Source organism: Acinetobacter sp. A3, assembly GCF_012371415.1.
Classification (GTDB): Bacteria; Pseudomonadota; Gammaproteobacteria; order Pseudomonadales; family Moraxellaceae; genus Acinetobacter.
Map to the genome: position 1 here is coordinate 1 of NZ_JAAZQW010000013.1, position 16,412 is coordinate 16,412.

At 39.8% G+C, this 16,412-nt stretch carries 14 protein-coding genes; 2 read left to right on the forward strand and 12 right to left on the reverse strand.

All coding sequences use genetic code 11. From position 1 onward, the window contains the following. Positions 1-76: 76 nt before the first annotated feature. The 9 genes from HHA42_RS06160 to plsB all read right to left on the reverse strand — a co-directional run bounded on the left by HHA42_RS06160 (position 77) and on the right by plsB (position 10,555). On the reverse strand, positions 77-616 hold the full coding sequence (locus tag HHA42_RS06160) for a hypothetical protein (protein ID WP_168525795.1): 540 nt from the start codon (positions 614-616) through the stop codon (positions 77-79). Positions 617-622: 6 nt separating this feature from the next. Then, a complete protein-coding gene (locus HHA42_RS06165; RefSeq protein ID WP_168525798.1) occupies positions 623-1,180 on the reverse strand; it encodes a hypothetical protein in 558 nt (185 codons plus the stop codon). A gap of 329 nt (positions 1,181-1,509) precedes the next feature. After that, positions 1,510-2,796 carry a mechanosensitive ion channel domain-containing protein gene (locus HHA42_RS06170; protein WP_168418259.1) on the reverse strand — a complete coding sequence of 429 codons (1,287 nt, stop codon included), beginning with the start codon at positions 2,794-2,796 and terminating at the stop codon, positions 1,510-1,512. Positions 2,797-3,036: 240 nt separating this feature from the next. Continuing rightward, positions 3,037-3,570 carry a DUF2058 domain-containing protein gene (locus tag HHA42_RS06175; RefSeq protein ID WP_168525800.1) on the reverse strand — a complete coding sequence of 178 codons (534 nt, stop codon included), beginning with the start codon at positions 3,568-3,570 and terminating at the stop codon, positions 3,037-3,039. 15 nt (positions 3,571-3,585) lie between these two features. Continuing rightward, positions 3,586-4,260, reverse strand: a complete 675-nt coding sequence (locus HHA42_RS06180; protein ID WP_168461142.1) for a YoaK family protein — start codon at positions 4,258-4,260, stop codon at positions 3,586-3,588. Between the two features lie 37 nt (positions 4,261-4,297). After that, the gene (gene sstT / locus HHA42_RS06185) at positions 4,298-5,494 is read right to left on the reverse strand and encodes a serine/threonine transporter SstT (protein ID WP_168525802.1); all 1,197 of its coding nucleotides are present in this window, start codon (positions 5,492-5,494) and stop codon (positions 4,298-4,300) included. Positions 5,495-5,666: 172 nt separating this feature from the next. Then, positions 5,667-7,412, reverse strand: a complete 1,746-nt coding sequence (gene sulP / locus HHA42_RS06190) for a sulfate permease (protein WP_168525804.1) — start codon at positions 7,410-7,412, stop codon at positions 5,667-5,669. A gap of 132 nt (positions 7,413-7,544) precedes the next feature. Then, positions 7,545-7,853, reverse strand: a complete 309-nt coding sequence (locus HHA42_RS06195; protein ID WP_168418264.1) for a metalloregulator ArsR/SmtB family transcription factor — start codon at positions 7,851-7,853, stop codon at positions 7,545-7,547. 191 nt (positions 7,854-8,044) lie between these two features. After that, positions 8,045-10,555: a glycerol-3-phosphate 1-O-acyltransferase PlsB gene (gene plsB, locus HHA42_RS06200; RefSeq protein WP_168525839.1), complete on the reverse strand. Its 2,511-nt coding sequence runs from the start codon at positions 10,553-10,555 to the stop codon at positions 8,045-8,047. Between the two features lie 299 nt (positions 10,556-10,854). Between plsB and cysK the strand changes: the two genes are divergently transcribed. Next, positions 10,855-11,853: a cysteine synthase A gene (cysK, locus tag HHA42_RS06205; RefSeq protein WP_168525806.1), complete on the forward strand. Its 999-nt coding sequence runs from the start codon at positions 10,855-10,857 to the stop codon at positions 11,851-11,853. Between the two features lie 79 nt (positions 11,854-11,932). Here the strand turns inward: cysK and HHA42_RS06210 are convergent, their stop codons facing one another. After that, complete coding sequence (locus tag HHA42_RS06210; RefSeq protein WP_168418267.1) at positions 11,933-12,541, reverse strand: TetR/AcrR family transcriptional regulator; 609 nt, start codon at positions 12,539-12,541, stop codon at positions 11,933-11,935. 434 nt (positions 12,542-12,975) lie between these two features. Between HHA42_RS06210 and HHA42_RS06215 the strand changes: the two genes are divergently transcribed. Next, positions 12,976-14,145 (forward strand): thiolase family protein, encoded by a 1,170-nt coding sequence (locus tag HHA42_RS06215; protein WP_168525808.1) that lies wholly within the window; start codon positions 12,976-12,978, stop codon positions 14,143-14,145. 93 nt (positions 14,146-14,238) lie between these two features. Here HHA42_RS06215 and pcaD read toward each other — a convergent pair whose 3' ends face one another. Then, a complete protein-coding gene (gene pcaD / locus HHA42_RS06220; RefSeq protein ID WP_168418269.1) occupies positions 14,239-15,015 on the reverse strand; it encodes a 3-oxoadipate enol-lactonase in 777 nt (258 codons plus the stop codon). Positions 15,016-15,091: 76 nt separating this feature from the next. Beyond that, positions 15,092-16,297 (reverse strand): 3-oxoadipyl-CoA thiolase, encoded by a 1,206-nt coding sequence (gene pcaF, locus HHA42_RS06225; RefSeq protein ID WP_168525810.1) that lies wholly within the window; start codon positions 16,295-16,297, stop codon positions 15,092-15,094. Positions 16,298-16,412: the final 115 nt, after the last annotated feature.

A 16,412-nucleotide genomic window follows, 5' to 3' on the forward strand; every position in this document is an offset into this window, starting at 1 on the left:
GACCGACTCAGGCTCTAGTTACACGCTTGGCAACAAGACATTAACAGAGTGCGAATTAGTCCTTGACTATGTTTGATTACATTTTAAGGAACAGAGTACTGACGTCTTTATTGTTTTCGCGTTTTTCCATACCAAGTGCAAAAGTTGTGCTTGGATCAATCACAAATACACCCGCAGTGCGGTAGACAGCATTATCGCCTAGTGAAAATTCAGCTGAATTTTCGGTGTAGCCATAACCAAAGGCATTGCTCTTGCCAATTGGGCTATATAAACCATGTTTGATGTTTGAGGCATTGAACATGCTGCTAAATTTTTTGGTACTCATATAGGTATCTTTATATGAAGCAACATCAAAGGTATTAATCTGTTCTTGCATAGATTGATCTAAATTAAATGCAATACCTGAAAATGCACGCGCTTTGCTAAATCCTGTTAGTGGGTTGTAAGTTGTTTGATCTACAACACGTGTGCCAGCCATGAGCACATCCTGACTGAGCGAAGTAAACCATTGTCCGTGTTGTGAAAAGGCAATTTGAAGTTTGCTAAAAGATATTTCATCTTTGAGCGGATTACCCTCAATTGAAAACTCAAAAATACGACGGTTTTCATCAAGCATTTCAAATTAAGTCGGTATATCAATATGGCTTTCAGCAATACGATTGCTGGTCATTAACGAATACTGTGGCTGCTGAATAGTGTACAGATCAAGCGTATTTTCATCTAACAGACGGTATTTCAGGTTTTCAATGTGCATTGAACCATTGCTTTGCGGCACAATATTGAATTGAATTTGCGCTGTTTTAAGCGCTGTTGCATCTTTATAACAACTGCCATTACATATTATAAGGTTGGCAATATACGTTTTAGCTTGTTCTGATGAAGTTAAAAAGTCTTGATAAGCCAACTTTCCTTCAGCACCACCAAAAGTGAACGTAGCATCTTGTTTAAACTCAGGGTACTTGAGTTCTGATTCTGGTGTTGCTGCAAGTTTAGCCTGAGCCAGCATGTCTAAAGCCTGTGTAGTGGGTCTTGGTGTAGGAGTGCTCACTGCTGTATCTATTGGCGCTATGGTTGTTGGCGCACCACTAGCTGCGGGTGCAGATGATGTAGATGAACCGCCACCGCCACATGCGGTGAGAAAAACCAAGGAGAATAAACTAAAAGGTAAAATATATTTCATAAGAAAAGAATCTATTCAGGAATAGATTAAGCAATCGTTAGTATAGGGAGGCGCATTATACAAATGAAAAAAAACAGATTAAAACCCCGTAAAATGCTCAGGTTTTCTTGTAAATGCTTATAATACATGAACTTTCATATTTACTAGATAGATACATAAAGCCTAAGTCCTTCAGAAAGAAAAAATTATTTTGTGCATATTTCATATATACAAATGTATTTCAATATATAAAAATATTTTATCGTTCGATCAAAAATGGAACGAATGTTTGAGCCATGTGAATGTTTGTCACGACAAAATCCAACATGGCTCAAGAACAGCTAGCTTGTTTATGCCTCGTCAATTTCTACAGGATTTAAGCTTTTTGTTGGCATGGCTTTAAAGGGGGCACCAATTTGCTTTAAATCTGCACCCGATGGTGCTTGATACACTTTTAAGCCAAATTCAGGAATAATAGCCAAGAGGTGATCAAAAATATCTGACTGAATATTTTCATATTCTTTCCAAGCTGTAGTCTTGGTAAAGGCGTAAATTTCCAGAGGTAAGCCTTCGCTCGTGGGTTGTAATTGGCGAATGATTAATGACTGCGCCTGATTAATTCCAGGATGTTGTTTCAGGTAAAATTCAACATAGGCGCGAAATGTCCCTAAATTGGTTAAACGGCGTTGGTTGTATTGTGACTGATTCGCCAACTGCTGATTAAACTGCTCAATCTCTTCATTTTTGCTATGCAAATATTGATCTAATAACAAAAATTCTTTGAGTTTGCTTTGTTCATCTGCCGTCATAAAGTGCACAGAACTCTGATCCAGTAAAATGGCACGTTTAATGCGTCTAGCGCCAGCTTCTTGCATACCACGCCAGTTTTTAAAGGTATCAGTAATCAGTTTATTGGTTGGAATGGTGGTCAGGGTTTTATCCCAGTTTTGTACCGTAACTGTGTGTAATGACATATCAATGACATCGCCATCGGCATTTAAAGAGGGCATTTCAATCCAGTCGCCAATGCGTACCATGTCATAAGAAGAAATTTGTACCGAAGCAACCAAAGACAAGATTGTATTTTGGAAGACCAACATCAATACCGCAGCCATTGCACCAAAACCAGCAAGCAAGGTAAACACATCTTTTTTCAGGAAAGTACCTAAAATCATCAAGGCACAGACCACATAAATAATGAGTTTGACCAGTTGCAAATAGCCTTTGATTGGCTTGTTGCGTGATTTAGGGTTGCGCTGATAGAACAAATTGAAAATATTTAAAAATTCAGAAATGGCCAAGGCAATAGTCAGGAAGATAAATGCCTGTGCGCCCATTTGTATTAGGGTTTCGACTTTGTCAGATAAATGCGGCACGGTAGTAATGCCATTCATAATGATCAAAGCAGGCACAATGTTGGCAATACGGCGAATTACATTGTGTTGCGAGATAATTTCGCTATTGGCAAAGGTCATTTTAGAAATGAGTTTACGGATACCACGTACCACAATTTGCTTGGCAATAAAGTTGGCCAAAATTGCCAATAGAATGACCAGACTGAGTGAGGTCAGCATCTCTAACCATGGGTATTGGTTATACCATTCCTGAATATTTTGAAATATGCGAAACTCTTGCAAAAGATCCTCTCTTTAAAGGGTTGAAGACTGCTACATTCAATTTGAACGATGATTCGCATTGCTGTGTAGAGTAAAACCCTCATGCTAAATCTATAAATTGTTAGATAGTGTATAGGCTGAAGTTTAAAAATTAAGGCTGAGTAACTTTTTGCTACATTTCAATTATATGTTTTTACTCAAAGTTTAATTTCATAAAAAAGCCAGTAAATATACTGGCTTTTAAATCGTAAATGCTCAGATTTACCACATTAAATCATCAGGAATCACATAAGCTGCGTATGGATCATCTTCATCGGTGGTTGCTTCATTTTTCTCGGAATTATTAACGATGATGAAACCCTGCATTTTACTGTTAATGCGATCTGCCAGTGCTTTAGGTAAGAAAGCATAGTTGTCTTGTTCTTTGGCAACCACCAAACTACCTGCAACAAGGGCATTATAAATTTGTTGGTTGATATATACCTTTTTAATTTTGCCATCTAAAAATTGATAAGCAACTTCGCCATCTGTATCGCGAATTTTATGTTGGCTGATCATTTGCATAATGGCTGCTTTCAGTTCTTTTTCCTGCAAAGCCGCTTTCTTTTCTTGCTCAATAGCTTGATCTTTCGCTAACTTTTCCTGCTGTGCCTGTGCAATTCTAGCTTTTACTTCAGCATCTTTACTTTCGCCTGTGCGTTGTTCGTGTACGGCTTGTTTAGACAGTTTTTTTGCCTTTTTATTATCGACTAAACCTGCTTTCAGCAATTGTGCCTGTAGTGCGTTTTTAACCATGATAATTTCCAAAACTTAATGTTGAATATGTCGATAGCGAAAATAAATGATCCAGTACACCAAACTCAGGCTAAGGCTGAGTCCTGCAGGTACTAGAAAAGAATTGAGTTTAAATGAAGGGTAAATGGCTGCAGCAAGCAAACCACCTACAAAGAAACCCAGTAAAATCAGCAAGTGTAAAACAATACGTCGTTTTTCAACGGCTAAACCACGTACACGGTAGCCGAGTGCCAAGCCTAAATCGGTCAGTACCCCAGATAAATGCGTCGTGCGAATGATGGTGCCTTTATAGTAGCTGATCATGGCATTTTGTATGCCCATTGCCACCGAAGCCCAAAGCAGTGCATAACGTGGGAAATAGGGTAACAGTGCCCAGCAAATTAAAATAAAAAATGCCACTAAACTCATAGGCAGGCCATAGCGACGGCCTAGGCGGAAATGGCTATTGCCTAAAATTACCCCACTATAAAATGAACCAATCACATAACATAGAATAACCAGAAACAAAAAAATCATTTGATCAGGCTTCCAGTCAATCATCGCCATGGCCAAAATACTGACGTTTCCAGTCATGTGTGAGACGGACTGATGCAACACGGTCACCAGTCCGAGCACGTTAATAATTCCAGCATTCACTGCCAGAAAAAATGCACCGAGTTGCACCCAAAGAGGTAAAGTTTGAAAAGGCATAATTGAAGATTGAATGAGTTTTCTAACTCATTGTATCTTAACTCAAACCACGGTCAACCGCAGTAGTAAATAACACATCGGTAGAGGAGTTTAATGCAGTTTCAGTAGAATCTTGCAATACGCTAATCACCATGCCAATTGCGACAACTTGCATGGCAATATCTGACGAAATTCCAAATAAACCACAGGCTACAGGAATGAGCAGTAATGAACCACCTGCAACGCCCGATGCACCACATGCAGACACTGTAGCAACGACAGATAAGATTAGCATGGTACTAAAATCGACTGAAATACCTAAAGTATTCACTGCAGCTAAGGTCAGAACGGTGATGGTCACGGAAGCACCGGCCATGTTAATGGCTGCACCTAATGGAATTGCCACGCTTGCGGTAGATTCTTGCACGCCTAAACGCTTAGCTAAGTCTAAATTCACAGGAATATTGGCTGCCGAACTGCGTGTGAAAAATGCAGTAATGCCGCTTTCTCTTAAACATTGCAATACCAAGGGATATGGATTAGCCCGAGTTACAAAAGCCACCATAATTGGATTAATCACCAATGCGACAAAGAACATCGTGCCCAGCAGCACAGCCAGTAATTGGGCATAGCTTGCAAGTGTACTTAATCCGGCATCGGCAAATGTAACAGCAACCAAGCCAAAAATACCGAAAGGGGCAAAGTTAATTACCAAGCGAATCACACGGTTTACTGCATTGGCAGCATCGGTTAAAAATGCTTTGGTGGTTTCTGTGGCGTGTCTAAACGCAATGCCTAAAGCGACTGCCCAAGCCAAAATACCAATAAAGTTTGCCTCGGCAATTGCCACGACAGGGTTTGCCACAAAGCTAAGTAATAAGTTTTTCAAAATTTCTGCAAGACTACCAGGAGGAGTGAGGTCAGCTTGAGTGGCTACATCTAAAAATAAAGTACTTGGAAATAAAACACTGGCAATTACTGCGCTGAGTGCGGCTAAAAACATGCCAATCGCATACATCAACATAATTGGTTTAATGTAGGCATTGCTGCTACCAATTTTAAAATTGGCAATAGATGCCATGACCAAAATAAACACTAAAATTGGTGCAACAGATTTAAGGGCTTTAATAAATAAGTCCCCTAACAAGCTTAAATAAGCGGCAGATTCAGGAAATACAATTGCAACGGCCACACCCAGCACAATTGCAATCATAATTCGGGAGACTAAGCTCAAACGCAGAAAAGCTGAAAACATAAGAACGCAAAGTAAAAGAAAAACGGCTATTTTATACTGAAACAATCACTCGCTTAAAAATAATTTTGATATAAAAATTAAGTACCTATTTTTGAAAATGATATTTAAGAAACCATATTTTTTAACAGATGTTAAAGTTCATCTGGTAGTTAAATAAGTCTCAAAATTTGGCTTATTTACTTGATGATACGCTTTGTGTCAGCTCAGGTGCTAATTCCTGCATAGCCAAATAATGCGATAAATAAACTTTGCCATTGAGTTGTTGTAAAAGTTTGGAATGCTGCAATTTGTCCATTACAGGGCCTTTGATTTCTGAAAAATGCAGACAGATATTTAATTTTTTCAGTTCTGCATTTAAATCCTCAAGCATCTCTAAAGCACTTAAATCAATGCTACTGATACTCGAGCAGTTGACGACCACATGCTTGAGTTGCGGGTTTTGACTGACTTGATTAATAAAAAAGCCTTTTAAGGTATTCGCATTTAAAAAAGTCAGGTTTTCATCAATGCGCATAGACAATACATGCGCAGCAGTGCGGACTTGATGGCGCTGAATATTGCGAAAATGTTGTGTTCCTTCAAGTAAACCAATTTCTGCAATATGCGGACGGCTAATTCGCCACAACATTAAAATAAAAGTAGACACTATCCCAATAATCAGGCCTGCGGAAATATCAATGAGTACGACGCCAAAGAACGTGACCCACATAGCCAAACCATCTGCTTTTGAATAACGCCAGCTTTCACGGAAAGACTTAAACTCAACCAATTTCCAAATGGAAACCATAATGGTCGCTGCAAGGACTGCAAGCGGTAAATCTCGAAAGAAACCTGTGAAGTACAAGCTTACAATTACAATCACGATGGAAGTAAATACGCCCGCCATTGGCGTTTTTGCGCCGGCATCTGCATTGACAACGGTACGTGACAAACTACCTGTAACCGGGAACGATGAACTAACACCCGCACCAAAATTAGCTAAACCTAAGGCAATTAATTCCTGATTACTGTTTAAATGACTACGTTGTTGTAAGGCTGTGGCTTGTGCAATAGACAGCGACTCTACAAAGCTAATCATGGCAATCATGGCTGCGCCTGGCAGTAGCTGCATAATCAGATTTAGGTTCCACTCAGGCAGTTGAATGGGTGGAAATCCTGAAGGAATTTCCCCAACTGTTTTAATGCCGACTTGTTGCAGATTAAAAGAAAATACCAAAACAATCGAGCCGATAACCAATACCAAAGGCAAGGCTTTTAAAATAAAACCGCTACCCCGAATGCGTTCACGAATGGCATTGCTGTTGATGATTTTAGGGGCATAAATCAGAAATAATATTGCTGCAATGCCTAAAATCACACTATATAAATGCGTCTGTTCAATATATTGCCAAAGGCTATATAAAAATTCAGGTAAATTACTGGCTTGTAGTGGAATATTTAATACGAATTTTAGCTGACCAATTGCAATCATAAGGGCAGAAGCAATAATGAAGCTTTTAATCACGGGGTGGCTGATCAGCTGAATTAAAAAACCAAAGCGTAAAACCCCAAGTAACAGAGAGATTAAACCCACCATAACGGCCAATAAACAAGCAGCTTGAATATATTCGGCTGAACCAACTTCAAATAATGGGTTTAAAGTGGCAAAAGTCATCATTGAAATAATGGCAACTGGGCCGATGGAGAGGGTTGGACTACCACCGACTAAGGCATACATCAGCATAGGGATTACACTGGCATATAGCCCCATGACTGGTGGTAAACCTGCCAGCATGGCATAAGCCATACCTTGTGGCACAAGCATCGCAATAACAATAAATGCAGACAGCAAGTCAGATTTCAATGTGTCTGCATTATATTTACGCAACCAGCGCCAAGCAGGCAGTACACGAGCCAAACGTGAATTGAAATCTGACATATTAAAATCTAAATCATAAATTTAGATATATTATGAACAAAAAATGCAAAGAAGTCTTTGTATTCAAATGAAGGAAAAGGTGCTTTTAGATAAATAAATTTGAGAAATATATTTTCAAGTAGGAATTACAAGTTATCGCGGGCAATACAGGGCATACAGTGTATTGAGCACTGTGACCATTTTTTCATCTTTAATAGAATAAAAAATTTGTTTGCCTTCTCGGCGTGTATTTACCACATCACTTTTACGTAACATCATCAACTGTTGTGAAAGTGTAGGTTGATGAATTTGAGTAATTTCTTCAATTTGAGACACATTTAACTCTTGTTGAGACAAATGGCACAGAATTAAAAGACGGTCGCTATTTGCTAAGGATTTTAAAATTCCAACAACGGTATCCGCAGATTCACGCATTGAGGTGATTTCAAGACCATCGTTCATCGCATTTTTCTCTTAATTGGCTGCAAACCCAATGCGGACATTAGGCGGGAGTGGAAGAAAATTATATAACATTCATTATAACTTATTTTATGAGAACAAATATCATTTGAGATAAAATATCAGCCACCATAAATAAGGGGCTGACATTTTAATCAAAATAAAAGTAAAAAACTTGAGCAGTTACAATAAACTTACTTTTTCAATTGTTCAAAGCTCTTTAATTCTTTTTCGGTAAATTCGCTAGATGCTTCAAGAAGCTGATGCACCGCAGGGTTATACCATGAGAAATAATCTGCCATTTTTGAACCAAAACTCGGATCGAGCGTGATTTGTGTAGCCGTTTGCTGGAGCAGCGCTTGTTGATCCAAACTGCCAATAAAGCTTCTTAATGTCGCACTGTCAAAATAATAGCCCGATTTAAATTGTTGTGTATGTGCTGCACGCTGTAACACAGTTTTAGCCATTTTCTCTAAAACTTTCAGGTTTAAAGGTAAATGTGGACTATAACGCTGTAATAAACTTTGAATAAGCACAAAATTATTTAAACTTGGTTTTGCAAGTTCTGCCAATGCTAAAAGTGCTTGCAGTTTTTCAGGTGATTCAGATGGCGTAATCTGTTCATCTAGCATTTGAATCAAATCTTTCTGATTAAAATAAGCCAGAATTTTTTCAACTTCCTGATTTAATTCTTGCTGTGTCCACGCCAAGAAAAACTCTTGTTTTAAATAAGGATAAAGATGCTGCATTTTTTGCATTAAATCTGCAGCAGTCAAATTATGTTTTTGTTCTGCCATTTGCTCAATAATTAATGCCACACATGCAGGCACAATAAAGCAATGCAAAATATTATTACTAAAATAACTCAGTAAGATTTTTTGGCTTTCTGCAACCCGAATTTGCTCTACGCCATCTTGGTTATAGCGCTCAACTTGTTTAAGCTTTAAAGCATATTCAATAATTTCTTGTGAATTAAGATGAGTAATAATCATGCGTGGGTCATAGCATAATTGTTTGAGTAATTGACGGTATGACTCGATACGATGCAGTAAGGCTTGCTCAGTGAGCGCATGTTGATCTGCATTGAGTAAAATGAGAGAAATTAGTGCAATTGGATTAATCACCACCGCTTTATTAATATTTTCTAAAATGGCATGTGCGGTATGATCTACCGTGTGAATTACGGAAGTTGGCAATTCATCATTAATATTTAATTTGAGGTCTTTTGCCTGATTTTCTGCCAGTACATCATCTAAAAATACAGGTTCACCAAAGTTCACATAAACTTGCCCAAAGACTTTTTCAATTTTACGGGCAGAATTTAAAATACCCCATAAAGATTCAGCTTCTTTGGGTTTACCATTCAGCTCATTTAAATATGATGTGCCTTCAAGCAGCTTTTCATAGCCAAAATAGGTCGGAATAAAGGCAATTGGTTTAGTCGCACCACGTAAATGACTTTGGATAGTCATCGACAACATGCCTTTTTTGGGTGGCAATAACAAACCTGTACGTGAACGTCCACCTTCAATGAAGTATTCGAGTGGGGTATTACGTGACAACAAGCTATGCAAATATTCTTTAAATACAGAAGTGTATAGTTCATTGCCGCTAAAGGTACGGCGTATAAAATATGCGCCTGCACCGCGCATCAATTGACCAACAATAGGTAAGTTTAAATTGATACCCGCTGCAATGTGCGGCACCATTAAGCCACGATTAAAAATGACATAAGACAACAACAAATAGTCTATGTGACTACGATGGCAAGGGGTATAGACAATTTCATAATCTTTGGCCAGTTCTCGTACCGTGTCAAAATTATGCACTTCAATACCGTCATAAAGTTGCGTCCATAACTTAGTTAGCGCCAGTTCTGCAAAGCGTAAGGTCGAATAAGAAAAGTCAGATACAATTTCAGTTAAATAGCTTTTGGCTCGGTTTTCAGCCTCAAACATACTTACTTTTTGTTCGATACTTTCTTTACGAATGGCTTGTTGTACCGCTGCACTTTTCATTAAAGCATTAATTAAATTACGGCGGTCAGACAAGTCGGGGCCCAAAATAGCGGCTTTGTGCTGATTAAAATTATGCTCAAGCCGCTGTTCAATAAAGTGTGCTGGTGATAAATGTGGTTGTTCTTGCGTCGCTTGTGCAATTAATTGGCGTAAGGAAATTGCTTTATGAAATTCAATGTAGTTATCACGTGAATACAGTGAAATATTAATGGTTTGTTTAAGTGTGTTGGGCGTAGACCACGCATCGGCAAATAGGGCTTTCAGCCAAGAATCTTCATATTCGGGTGAACGTCCCCAAAGCACGGTGACAGGTACGAACATCACATCTTGTTCAGGATGTTGCTGTAGGGTTTCAATCAATCGAATTAATTTTGCAGAATAACGATAAGCATATTGCTGAGGCTTTTTCTCATTCAGTACCAAAATTGAGTTTTCTTCTTTATGCTCGGCTATTTGTAGAGGCGCATAGACAGAAGGTAAACCACGGGATTGTGCTTGTTGATCTATTAATACGGTATTGCTTAACGAAGCATCTTGTAGGACGTAACAAAACTGGGTTTGATCGGAACGCTGTGCATAGTGATGTTCTAATTCAGCGGTGGAGCCTAATACTTGTGGCGTCACAATCTTATCTAGGATTTTTTGTGTGAAATTACGATAGAAACGACTGTAACTTTTATTAGACATTGCATTCCCTACATTGGCATATATGCGGCTATTGTCAAAAAATAAATAGTGAATTTCAAACAATACTGCCGATAAAATCGGCATTTAGTCAAAGAATCATTCAGACTTGGAATTTTAACTGAAAATTTAACGACTAGACGAACTAACAAGAAACTCTGAGCACATTCTAATTCGCATTATTTTGAAAGCTAATCATTTTTTTGTATAAAACATTTTTGGCTAAACTTCACCAAAAATTTAGATAAAAATGTATGATAAATTGAATCTTATCTTGTATATAACGAATTTAGGGAATAAACATGACCACAGATGCAGCTTTTCCAACACCAGAAAATTTAGGCATTGCAGTATACAGCAACAATGCAGAAGCCATTGGTAATACACCATTGGTACGTATTAACCGTTTAATTTCAGGTGGTGCAACGGTTTTGGCGAAAGTTGAAAGCCGTAACCCAGCATTTTCAGTGAAATGTCGTATTGGTGCTGCTTTAATTGCAGATGCAGAAAAACGTGGTGTATTAGAAGCGGGGATGCACATTGTAGAGCCAACCAGCGGTAATACAGGCATTGCATTGGCTTTTGTGGCAGCAGCTAAAGGTTATGACATTACCCTGACTATGCCTGCAAGTATGAGTATTGAGCGCCGTAAAGTATTGAAAGCTTTAGGTGCAAATTTGGTACTGACAGAGCCTGCTAAAGGCATGAAAGGTGCAGTAGAAGAAGCAGAGCGTTTGGCGACTGAACAGCCTGAAACATATTATTTACCACAGCAGTTCAATAACCCTGCCAATCCACAAATCCATGAAGAAACCACAGGTCCTGAAATTTGGACAGCAACAGGCGGTAAGGTCGATATTCTGGTGGCAGGTGTGGGTACAGGCGGAACCATTTCAGGTATTTCTCGCTATTTTGAGAAAGTGAAAGGTCAGGCATTGCATACGGTTGCAGTTGAACCAGCCGAATCTCCAATTATTGGGCAAACGAAACGTGGTGAGGCAATTACACCTGCACCTCATAAAATTCAGGGCATTGGTGCAAACTTCATTCCAAAGAACCTAGATTTAGACTTGGTTGATGAAGTCATTGCCATTGAAAGTGCTGAAGCAATTGAATGGGCACGTAAAACAGCAACGCATGAAGGCATTTTAGTGGGTATTTCAAGTGGTGCTGCTATGGCAGCAGCAGCAAAACTGGCAGCACGCCCTGAAAATGCTGGGAAAAATATTGTCGTAATTTTACCTGATAGCGGTGAGCGTTATTTATCTTCAGTTTTATTTGAAGATATTAGTGCAGAATGATGTGTCTTCAGACAGTCAGAATCCTATAAAAAAATCCCAAAGTTTTGACTTTGGGATTTTTTTTGTTCCTAGAGTATGGCTAAGCAATAGAAGATACTTTATCTGGCGTCATTAGCGCTTGATTGATATACAACTTAATTAAACGCTCACGTGAACCGATCGCTTTTTGATAATGCGTAGAATTGAGTAATAACGAAGCACCATAAGTCACTGTCCAAATATAAGACAGATAATCACGAATAGACATGGCACTGTTAAATGATTCCAGATAAGCTTGTGTAATATCTTTAATTTCTAGAATCCGTTGCTCACGTACATCATACAGTTGTTCAAACAACTCATTCAGTTTACGCTCGTTATTGGTCAGTCGCTCTTCAATGGAATGCAGTAAAATCGTGCGATTGGAATTGAGCATGTTATACAGCATGTATTGCGATACATAAGTTTTAAAATGGTCACGATATTTTTTGGAAATTTCCAGCAAGCGCTGTTCATTTAAAATAATCAGTTCCAAATACAGCTGGTTTTTGCTCTTAAAATATTTATAAATTGTGCCTTTGGCGATGTCTAATTCTGCAGCCAGTTCACTTAGCGTAATCTCATTATGATTTTCAAGTAATAAAATCTCAGCCATTGCCAAAATTTTCTCTTTGCGACGTCGGAAATTTTCTTGGCGTAGGGTCGTCATTGAATAGTCCAAATACAACAAATCTAACAAAGTTGCAGTCTAAAACAGTTTTGTATGCTTGCAAATAGCACCAAGGTCTTGAAACCCGATACAAATGATTGGTTAAAAATACCTATGTATTTACGGATGACGGATTACGTGAAAAATAGCACAATCCATAACTGAAATTTGTTGTCAATAAAACTGAACCAAAGAGGTCATTTTGGTGAAATAAAATTGGATTCTATAACGTTTTATTCTATTTTTCTGGGAGTAGCAGTAAAAGCTAAACGCTAATCAAGCTCATAATTCAGCCATTTGCCTGAATATCAGTTGATCTTTTGATTTACATTTAACGTGATTTACTTTGAAACCCACAGGGATGTTATTAAAAGCGAATTAAAGTGTGGCTTTTACGCGAAGAACTTAAAAAGACGGTAATAAGGGAATAAAAAATGATTGTCATTGTAGATGCTGTACGTACCGCAATGGGCGGATTTCAAGGTTCATTGGCCAGTTGTACTGCACCCGATTTAGGCGCTGTCGCGATTCAGCAAGCGGTTGCCCGTTCAGGCTTATGTGCAACAGATATTGATGAAGTAATTTTTGGTTGTGTACTGCCAGCAGGTTTAAAACAAGGGCCTGCGCGTCAGGCGATGCGTCAGGCAGGTTTACCCGACAGCACAGGTGCAACCACCATCAATAAAATTTGTGGTTCTGGGATGAAAGCGGTGATGCAGGCTGCAGATGCAATTCAGGCGGGTTCAGCGCAAATTGTGGTTGCAGGTGGTATGGAGTCTATGTCAAATGCGCCGTATTTGTTAGATAAAGCACGTGCGGGCTTTCGCATGGGGCATGGCAAAGTCACAGACCACATGTTTCAGGAAGGTTTAGAAGATGCTGAAACAGGCTTGTCGATGGGTGTATTGGCGCAAGAAATGGCAGACAAGAAAAATTACACCCGTGAACAACAAGATGAATATGCCATTCGCTCTTTAAATCGTGCGGTAGATGCGATTCAAAACGGTTATTTTAAAAATGAAATTGTACCTGTGACCGTAACAAGCCGTAAGGGTGAGGTAGTAATTGATCAGGATGAGCAGCCTTTAAATGCTAAGGTCGATAAAATTGCCAGTTTACGTCCTGCATTTAAAAAAGATGGCACGATTACAGCCGCCAATGCCAGTTCAATTTCAGACGGTGCATCCGCGTTAGTCATTACCTCAGATACAGTTGCAGCAGAACGTGGATTGCAGCCATTGGCGAAGATTGTGGCATACGCGACTAATTCACAGCATCCCTCTGAGTTTACCATTGCTCCTGTAGGCGCGATTCAAAAAGTGCTAGATAAAGCAGGTTGGTCTGTTGCAGATGTAGACTTATGGGAAATTAACGAAGCCTTTGCCATGGTGACGATGTTGGCAATAGATGCCTTCGATTTAGACCCTGCTAAAGTGAATATTCAGGGCGGAGCGTGTGCTTTAGGGCATCCTTTGGGTTCTTCAGGCTCACGTATTATTGTGACGCTCATTCATGCACTTAAACGAATTGGTGCGAAAAAAGGCATTGCGTCATTGTGTATTGGTGGCGGTGAAGCAACAGCAATTGCTGTGGAGCTAGTTTAAGCCCAGTCTGTCTAATTTGCGTATTCCTCTATAAAAAAATAGAGCTCTCGAAAGAGCTCTATTTTGAATAATCTATATTTTTTAAAGTGGCAATTATTGGATAAATTGCTTCACAGCTTGGTTAAATTCATTTGGCAATTCCACATTAGAAATGTGCGATGCATTGATTTCAAACAATTGGCTGTTGGTAATACGTTCAACCATAAACTGACCATCTGCAACTGTAGTGACAGGGTCTTGCTGACCAGCAACCACTAAAACAGGCACAGTAATGTCTTTGAGTTGTTCGCGCACATCCGCTTTAGCCAAAGCTTCGCAACAGCTCGCATAACCTTCGGCGCTGCCAGCTGCCAAGTCGTTTTGAAGATTGTTGACCACTGTCGCGTTGCTTTGGATAAAGGGTTCAGTAAACCAGCGTGATGCTGCAGTAGATGCAATCGGTTGCAGACCTTGTTCACGTACCAATGCAGCACGGTCATTCCAAGCCTGTTCCTGACCAATTTTTGCTGCAGTATTACACACCACCACCTGATTAAAGCGCTCTGGACGATGAATCGCTAACCATTGACCTGTCAAACCACCCATGGAAATACCACAGAAAGCCGCTTTTTCAATATTCAAGTGGTCAAGTAGATTTACAACGTCTTGACCCAATTGATCAATGCTATATGGCCCTTGTGGCGCAGATGAAGCACCATGACCACGGGTGTCATAACAAATCACAAAGAAATCTTGCTGGAAAAAATCAATCTGTGCTTGCCACATTTTGAAGTTGGTTCCGAGCGAGTTTGAAAAAATCAGTGCAGGTTTTGCAGCATCACCAAAAGTTTGGTAATTGATTTGTGCATCATTTGATGTAAATGTTGGCATTTTTTATATCCTAGGCTTTTTTAATCCTCTCTCGATCCCTCCTTGAATCAAGGAGGGAGGAAAGAGCATTCAGCGATTAAACACGTTCAATGATCAAAGCAATACCTTGACCGACACCAATACACATTGAACATAGACCGTATTTACCGCCTGTTTGTTCAAGTTGGTTCAGTGCAGTCGTCACCAGACGCGCACCTGATGCACCTAATGGGTGACCTAGAGCAATTGCGCCACCGTTTGGATTGACTTTTTCTGAACCATCTTCAATACCTAAATCACGGGTACAAGCCAACGCCTGAGCAGCAAAGGCTTCGTTCAGTTCAATCACGTCCATCTGTTCAATGGTCAAACCTGTTTGAGCCAACAATTTCTTGATAGCAGGTGCAGGACCAAAGCCCATGATGCGAGGTTCAACACCGACAACTGTTGAACCGATAATTTTGGCACGTGGTTTTAAACCGTGTTGTGCAACCGCTTCTTCAGATGCAATGAGAAGGGCAGCGGCACCATCGTTAATGCCTGAAGCATTACCTGCAGTTACAGTACCTTCAGCTTTTACTACAGGCTTCAATTTTGCCAAAGCTTCTGCTGTGGTTGATGCACGCGGGTGCTCGTCTGTAGATATAACTACAGGTTCACCTTTACGTTGTGGAATTTCCACCGCAATAATTTCTTTATCAAAGAAACCACGTGCTTGTGCAGCTGCTGTACGTTGTTGACTGGTTAAAGCAAACAAGTCCTGATCGGCACGGTTAATATTGAACTGTTCCGCTACATTTTCAGCAGTTTGCGGCATAGTTTCTACGCCGTACATTTCTTTAAGTTTTGGGTTAATGAAACGCCAGCCCATAGTGGTGTCTTCAATTTTCTGACTACGACCATAAGCAGATTCTGATTTGCCCATTACAAATGGTGCGCGGCTCATTGACTCAACACCACCAGCAATAATTAAGTTGGCTTCACCTGCTTTAATTGCACGTGCAGCCATTGCAATAGCGTCAAGCGATGAGCCACATAAACGGTTCACAGTGGTTGCAGGCACTTGGTACGGTAAACCTGCTAAAAGTGCAGACATACGACCTACGTTACGGTTATCTTCACCAGCTTGGTTGGCACAGCCGTAAATCACGTCATCAACCAGTTCCCATTTAACTGATGGGTTGCGTTGCATAAGGGCTTTGATTGGGAGAGCGCCTAAGTCATCTGCACGTAAAGGTGCTAAACCACCTGCATAACGACCAAATGGGGTACGGATGGCATCAACGATATATGCGTTTTTCATGGAGTATTCTCTTCTTTATAAAGTTCCCTCTCCTTTGAAGGAGAGGGTTAGGGAGAGGATGTTTGGAAATTCCCTTCATCCTAACCTTCGCCCTGAGCCATATATGGCGCAAGAG

Excerpts from the sequence above, each read along its gene's own strand:
- HHA42_RS06215 (WP_168525808.1), top strand. The coding sequence starts at position 12,976 with ATGATTGTCATTGTAGATGCTGTACGTACCGCAATGGGCGGATTTCAA.
- pcaD (WP_168418269.1), bottom strand. The coding sequence starts at position 15,015 with ATGCCAACATTTACATCAAATGATGCACAAATCAATTACCAAACTTTT.
- plsB (WP_168525839.1), bottom strand. The coding sequence starts at position 10,555 with ATGTCTAATAAAAGTTACAGTCGTTTCTATCGTAATTTCACACAAAAA.
- HHA42_RS06165 (WP_168525798.1), bottom strand. The coding sequence starts at position 1,180 with ATGAAATATATTTTACCTTTTAGTTTATTCTCCTTGGTTTTTCTCACC.
- sstT (WP_168525802.1), bottom strand. The coding sequence starts at position 5,494 with ATGTTTTCAGCTTTTCTGCGTTTGAGCTTAGTCTCCCGAATTATGATT.
- cysK (WP_168525806.1), top strand. The coding sequence starts at position 10,855 with ATGACCACAGATGCAGCTTTTCCAACACCAGAAAATTTAGGCATTGCA.
- HHA42_RS06160 (WP_168525795.1), bottom strand. The coding sequence starts at position 616 with ATGCTTGATGAAAACCGTCGTATTTTTGAGTTTTCAATTGAGGGTAAT.
- HHA42_RS06195 (WP_168418264.1), bottom strand. The coding sequence starts at position 7,853 with ATGAACGATGGTCTTGAAATCACCTCAATGCGTGAATCTGCGGATACC.
- HHA42_RS06210 (WP_168418267.1), bottom strand. The coding sequence starts at position 12,541 with ATGACGACCCTACGCCAAGAAAATTTCCGACGTCGCAAAGAGAAAATT.
- HHA42_RS06180 (WP_168461142.1), bottom strand. The coding sequence starts at position 4,260 with ATGCCTTTTCAAACTTTACCTCTTTGGGTGCAACTCGGTGCATTTTTT.
- pcaF (WP_168525810.1), bottom strand. The coding sequence starts at position 16,297 with ATGAAAAACGCATATATCGTTGATGCCATCCGTACCCCATTTGGTCGT.
- sulP (WP_168525804.1), bottom strand. The coding sequence starts at position 7,412 with ATGTCAGATTTCAATTCACGTTTGGCTCGTGTACTGCCTGCTTGGCGC.
- HHA42_RS06175 (WP_168525800.1), bottom strand. The coding sequence starts at position 3,570 with ATGGTTAAAAACGCACTACAGGCACAATTGCTGAAAGCAGGTTTAGTC.